The organism is Polaromonas sp. P1_E1_2, assembly GCF_056406035.1.
The window spans coordinates 1-6178 of the sequence record NZ_JBFUAZ010000213.1; the positions used below are offsets into that span (position 1 = coordinate 1).

The 6178-nt window shown below is 59.7% G+C and carries 4 protein-coding genes; all 4 read right to left on the reverse strand.

Features of this window, described 5'->3' with window-relative positions; translation table 11 throughout:
* On the reverse strand, positions 1–123 hold a 123-nt coding region (locus AC1D1P_RS11655), incomplete at its 3' end, for a winged helix-turn-helix transcriptional regulator (RefSeq protein WP_477673086.1).
* A 374-nt stretch (positions 124–497) separates the two neighbouring features.
* Entirely contained in the window at positions 498–1475 is a 978-nt protein-coding gene (locus tag AC1D1P_RS11660; protein ID WP_477673083.1) for an alpha/beta hydrolase family protein, read from the reverse strand.
* 8 nt (positions 1476–1483) lie between these two features.
* Complete coding sequence (locus AC1D1P_RS11665) at positions 1484–4312, reverse strand: DUF3857 domain-containing protein (protein ID WP_477673084.1); 2829 nt, start codon at positions 4310–4312, stop codon at positions 1484–1486.
* 87 nt (positions 4313–4399) lie between these two features.
* A partial coding sequence (locus tag AC1D1P_RS11670) for a glutamine--tRNA ligase/YqeY domain fusion protein (protein ID WP_477673085.1) occupies positions 4400–6178 on the reverse strand: 1779 nt, incomplete at its 5' end.

Sequence of the window (6178 nt, forward strand, 5' to 3'; positions counted from 1 at the left end):
CGATCGCAGGTGCTTCTTTATTGTGTTGCGAGCCAGGCCTGTACGCCTTGAGATCTCGCGAATGGACATCTGATCCCGCAATGCCCAACGTCTGATGACATTCAATGTCGCCACGTCTATCACTCCTAATTTCCCCCTGCTTTTAAAACAAGCAGGGTAGTGCCTACGTGGGTCAGTTTTGGATGGAAATTACTGCGCTAAATGGATCAGATTTCGACGGAATTCAACACATAGAAATTTTTGAGTGTTTCTACGCCTACTTACAACATGAAAGACGAAAAAAAAGCGCTGAGAACGAGCGCTTGATATGAAATCCGTTGAAAACCAGCTTGGTACAAAAGAGATGACATTTGATGGGCTTGGTTATTTGTTGAGCGAGAGTCTCATCCGCATCACTCGATTGAACACCGCTTTCTCTGATTTGTGCTCATTTAAATCTGTGACAAAGTACCCATACGCCCAAACTGACGATTTTTCGTGAGCGTTTCGGCTTGTCGTTAACCCTTAAGCCCCTTACCCGCCCGCACCACCATCTCCTCCGTCCCTACATCCCTCGCACACCACCCCGCCACAATGCGCGACGAATTCGACAGGCCATKCGCATCCGGCCCTGTGCCTTCGCCTTGCAGCACCTGCACCGGAATCTGCGCTTTTTGCAGAGCGTCGGCCATCACGGTCTGCGAGGCCCAGAAAACGTTTTTGTCATTCGGGTTGYCCAGTACAAACACGCGCAGTTTAGGGTGAGTCTTTTCCTTGACGACAAACTTCCACGGCTCGTAGGAGTCGGCGTAGTTGGTGGTGTCATTGGTGCGGCCCATCATTTCCCAGCGGATGCGGGGTGAGGAGGGGGCTGAGGTGGGGACTGCGCAAACGATGTCTGCGCGTTCAGTGATCAGGGAGGACGTGACGTGGCCGCCGCCGCTTTGGCCGGCGATGACCCATTCTTCAATGCCGTAGCGCTTCTTGATCTCGTCTAACGCGGCCGAGATGATGAGTGATTCGTCAATGCGCCTGCGCTGCATGTGGTCGCCTGATGAGCCGTGGGTGCCCGGGCGGCCCATGTAGATGTAGGGCATGCCGAGTGTTTTGGCCCAACCGTCGGCGAAGTTTTGCAACTGGGCATTGGTCAAGTCCAGGTAGTTTTTGCTGGTCTTGCCTACGCCCACAAAGACGTCGCCATGAAAGAACACGATGGCGCGTTTGACGGGCTGGTCGCCAAAACCGGCCTTCCAGTATTTGATGYATTCGGCGCCCGAACTGGCCGTGGCGGCCCAGACGGTATTGGCGGCGGCTGCGCATTGCGCCTGAGTGGCCTTGACGCCGTGCAGGATGGCCGACTCTGAAAAGTCGCCTGCATCGCTGAACTCGAAACGGCCGAACTGGGCATGACCGGTGGCCGGTACCAGCAGGGATGCCGCCCATCCCGTCATCACCAGAAAATTGCGCAGGCGCTTGGGATAGGGCGATGGGCGCATATGTGGGCCTAGGGCTTGGCGACACCCATCTGTTGCAGCTCCAGGCCCGCTGCGACGTGCTCGATGTAGAGGAGGACGCCTTTTTCGCGGGCCTTGTTGAAAAACTCGGCGGCTTTTGTCTTGTCGCCCTGGGCATAGTAGTTCTGGCCCACATAGAAGTAACCCTCCACAAGGGCCATGTCGCGCTCGTCGCCCTTTTTGCTGTCTAGTGTGGCCAGGGCCTGTTCGGGTGTCATCAGGCCGTGCAGCATGGCAAGGGCGGGGCGGGGCCAGTCACCGCCAGGCTTGGCCCTGGCAAGCGCTTGCTGTGCGGCGTCCGGCGTGATGCCCAGCCGCTTTTGTGTCCATACGCGCCACAGCTCTGCATAAAGTGCGGCGTCGGCATCAGCCTGTTTGGACTGGCTTGCTTTGGCAAAGTCTTCTGCCGCTGCCGCAAGCTGGCCGCCGTAGAAACGTGCGTGGCCGCGCCGGTACATCACGTGGTCGCTTTCGTCGCCGAGTGAAATGGCCTTGCTGTAGTCGGCAACGCTGCGGGGGTAGTCTTGCAGGCCAAAGTACACATTGCCGCGGCAGGCATAGGCGCGCGAAAAGTTGGGGCTGCCCTTGATGGCAAGCTGGGCGTCTTTCAGGCCTTCTTCGGGTTTGCCGAGGTCTGTGAGTGCCTCGGCGCGTTCGCACAGGGCGTTTGCCAGGTCGTCACCGCTCAGCCGGCCGCTGTCGATACCTTTGCCGATCTTGCCGATGCGGTCTTTCAGGCGGTCCTCAATTGTCTGGCGCAGGTTTTTGGCCCCCAGGCCCAGCAGGCCGGATGACTTGATATCGTCTTTACGCACCACTGCCACGGGGTAAAAGATCTCCCCGGTGCGGCGCAGGGCGGCCGCATAGGCCGGCACGCGTGACGCCTCGATCTGGGTTTGCAGTACGGCCAGCTCGATGGAGGTTGATGCCCGATTGCCGCGAAAGGTGCTGGAGACCTTGTAGTCAAAGGCGTCGTCGCGCACGGAGCGCGTGAGGGGGTCACGCACCACAGACACCTCAGGCGGGAATTCAATCTCGATCGAGTAACGGTTCTTGCGCGGCAGGACTTCCATGGACAGCGGCTGGGTGCGATTGACTGACGGTGGCATGACCACCATGCCCGCCATGTTGCTGGCGCTGTAGCGCACGCCCCACTCGCCAGTGGCCGTGATGGCCAGGTTGGGAATGATGTAGAGGTTTTTGACGGTTATGACGTTGTTTACGGTGTCGTCGAGCACCTGGAGCGGCGCCGAAAAACGGATGCCGGGATAGAGCCGCTCATATACCTCGCGAAACACCTTGTCGCGCTGCTCGGTCGTCCAGGCGGCCAACTGGATGCGGCGCACTTCCGCGCTGTAGCCCGACCAGAGGTTCTGGCTTTCGAGCGTGCCGTCGCCGCCAAATTTCGGCAGCGTGATTTTTTCGGTGAGTTCGTTGCGGGAGATCGCGGCGTAATCAGCTGACTTGATGCGGGTGAAGCTGCTGTTGCCGGGTTGAACAACGAGTACCTCGGAGCCTTCATGCGGCTGGCCCAGTGCGTCCAGCCGTCCGGTTTGGCCGATCAGGGTGGGGTCGAGAAAATAGGTTTTGCCTTCCACTTCCGCGCGCACGATGGCGTGGTCGAAAGCGTAAGGTGAAGGCAGCATCTTCGTCAGTCCGTCGCGGAAGCGGGTGGACACCAGCACCGGCTGTGCCTTGATGCCCAGCGCGCRCAGCATCTCGATCAGCATGAATGATTTGTCCTTGCAGTCGCCATAGCGGCGCTGCAGGGTGAGCGCGGGTTGCGTGGGGCGGTGCGAACTTTCACCCAGGGACACCGAGAAATAACGGATTTCGTTTTGCACCCATTGCAGTGCACCGGAGACGCGCTCGTCCATGGTGGGCTTGGTGCCCAGCGTTTGCACTACCTGCATGATTTCAGGAGGCAAGGGTGCGGTGCTACGGAACAGCTGGTCGGCCCAGTCCGACACCTCGGCCCAGCTCTGGAACTCCGAGAACTGCATGGAGCGGCCCACATAAAAACTGGAAGGAACCGAAGCTTCAAAGTCCACGGCTGGCAGCGCGAGCTGTTCCCAACGGAGTTTTTTCATCGCGCCGCTGACTGACTCGACAGGCTTTGGATAGTCCTTGTTCAGGTCGCCCAAAAAACGCACATTGATCTTGCGCGCGGAAGGATAGTTAAGCGTGACACGGCGCCGGTCAACCGGGCCGCCCTGGTCCCAGCTGGCGTAGTCAATGAAGCGGTTGCCCATGACCGGGTTGGCTCCGATGGTGGAGTAGGCGATCTCCAGTATGTCGCCGACGCGCAGGTCCTCAACCAGGATGGATGCGGTGGTTTCGCCGTTATAGGCGCCCATGTCGAGGCCGGTTTCCTGCTGAAGGAAGCGGATTTCGGCCGTGGCGAGCTTGTCAAGAACCTGGCCTGCGCGGTGAATGCGCAGGATATGGAGCTTGGCTCTCTGGTATTCGGGGTTGAAGGACACGGCCATCGTGCCCAGCGACTGCAACGGGGCATTGGTGTTGGCCAGCCAGGCCCGGTGTACAAAGCTGGTGGATTGTGCGGCCACCATGAATTGCGTGTCCGCCAGTATGGTTACCACTGGTGCCTTGCTTTGCGTGGCAGGCAGGTTGGTGATGGGTTCGACCCAACTGGGCAGGGCCGCCTGGCGCTCGAATTTGTCGGATGAAATCCGCACTTCCTTGACGCCTTCGTTCGGACCCTGGGTAGCAGGCGCCGGCTGGGACTGCGCGGCCAGTGCGCACAGAGCGAGCGTGCCCATCAACATCGTGCTGCGCACGGCATGCAACCAGATTTTCAAAATATTCTCCCTCGTAATTCGAATTGTTCTGTGGACGCTATTTTTAGTTTGTGCTTCGGTTTGAGCGGCGTCCATCGGCTTGCCAGGCTATTTGGCCCAGTTATCCTTCATGCCCGTGACCCGATTGAATACGGCTTTACTGGCAGAGTGATCCACCAGGTCCGTCACAAAGTACCCATGCCGCTCAAACTGAAAGCGCGTACCGGCGGGCACATTCGTCAGTGATGGCTCAACATACGCCGTCACGGCCTTGAGGCTGTCGGGGTTCAGCTCGTCGTGGAAATCCTTGTCGCCGGTGCCGGGGTGTTCGGTGGTGAAGAGGCGGTCATAAAGGCGCACTTCGGCCTGCACCGCATCGTTCACACCCACCCAGGTGATCACGCCCTTGACCTTGATGGCGTCGGAGCCGGGGGTGCCGCTCTTGGTGTCGGGGATCAGGGTGGCGTGCACTTCGGTGACCTTGCCGTTGGCGTCTTTCACTGCGCCTGTGCATTCGATGACGTGGCCATATTTGAGGCGGACCTTGCTGCCGGCAATCGCCTGCTTGCTGGCGTTGATGTGCGGCGGGAAGAGGCGGAAGAAACCTTTGGGGGGAGTCTCTTCGTAGTCGGTGCGTTCAATCCAGACTTCCTTGCCGATCTTGAACTGGCGTTTGCCCATGTCTTCATGGTGCGGGTGCACGGGTGCGCTGCAGTCGTCAAGCTTTCCTGCGCCCATGATTTCATCCCAATTGGTCAGCACCAGCTTGACCGGATCAAGCACGGCCATGGCACGCGGTGCAATCGGGTCGAGCGTGTCGCGCAAGGAACCTTCGAGCGTGCTGTAGTCGATCCAGCTGTCGCTCTTGGTGACGCCGATGCGTTCGGCAAAGAGTTGCAGTGATTCGGGCGTGTAGCCGCGGCGGCGCAGGCCGACTATTGTTGGCATGCGGGGGTCGTCCCAGCCGCTCACGCGCTTTTCAGTCACCAGCTGGGCGAGCTTGCGTTTGCTGGTGAGCACGTAGGTGAGGTTGAGGCGCGCAAATTCGTACTGGCGCGGGTGCGGTGTGGCAATGAGTTTGCCTTCGGCCAAACGGTCGAGCAGCCAATCGTAAAACGGGCGCTGGTCTTCAAACTCGAGCGTGCAGATGCTGTGGGTGATCTGCTCAAGTGCGTCTTCGACCGGGTGGGCGAAGGTGTACATGGGGTAGATGCACCATTTGTCGCCGGTGTTGTGGTGGTGTGCGCGGCGTATGCGGTAAATGGCCGGGTCGCGCATGTTGATGTTGGGCGAGGCCATGTCGATCTTGGCGCGCAGCACGGCGGCGCCGTCGGGCAGCTTGCCGTCTCGCATCTCGCGAAAGCGCGCCAGGTTCTCAGCGGGTGTGCGGCCGCGGAAGGGGCTGTTGGTGCCGGGGTGGCCAAAGTCGCCGCGGTTATGGCGCATTTCTTCGGCGGTTTGTTCGTCAACGTAGGCGTTGCCGCTTTCAATCAAATACTCGGCTGCGCGGTACATGAAGTCAAAGTAGTCGCTGGCCTGGTAGGGCTTGTCGCCCCCCTTGCCGTTGCCGATCTGCGCCCAGTCATAGCCCAGCCACTTGACGGCTTCGATGATGCTGTCGACGTATTCGGTGTCTTCTTTTTCGGGGTTGGTGTCGTCAAAGCGCAGGTGGCACACGCCTTCGTAGTCGAGTGCCAGGCCGAAGTTCAGACAAATGCTCTTGGCATGGCCCACATGCAAATAGCCGTTGGGTTCAGGCGGAAAGCGCAGGCGGATCTTGGCCGGATCGGGCTGGCCGGCGGCATGGTGGGCGGCGTCCCCCGGGCTGCCGCCCCAGCGGCGACTGGCATAAGTGCCTTCGGCCAGGTCTTTTTCGATGATCTGGCG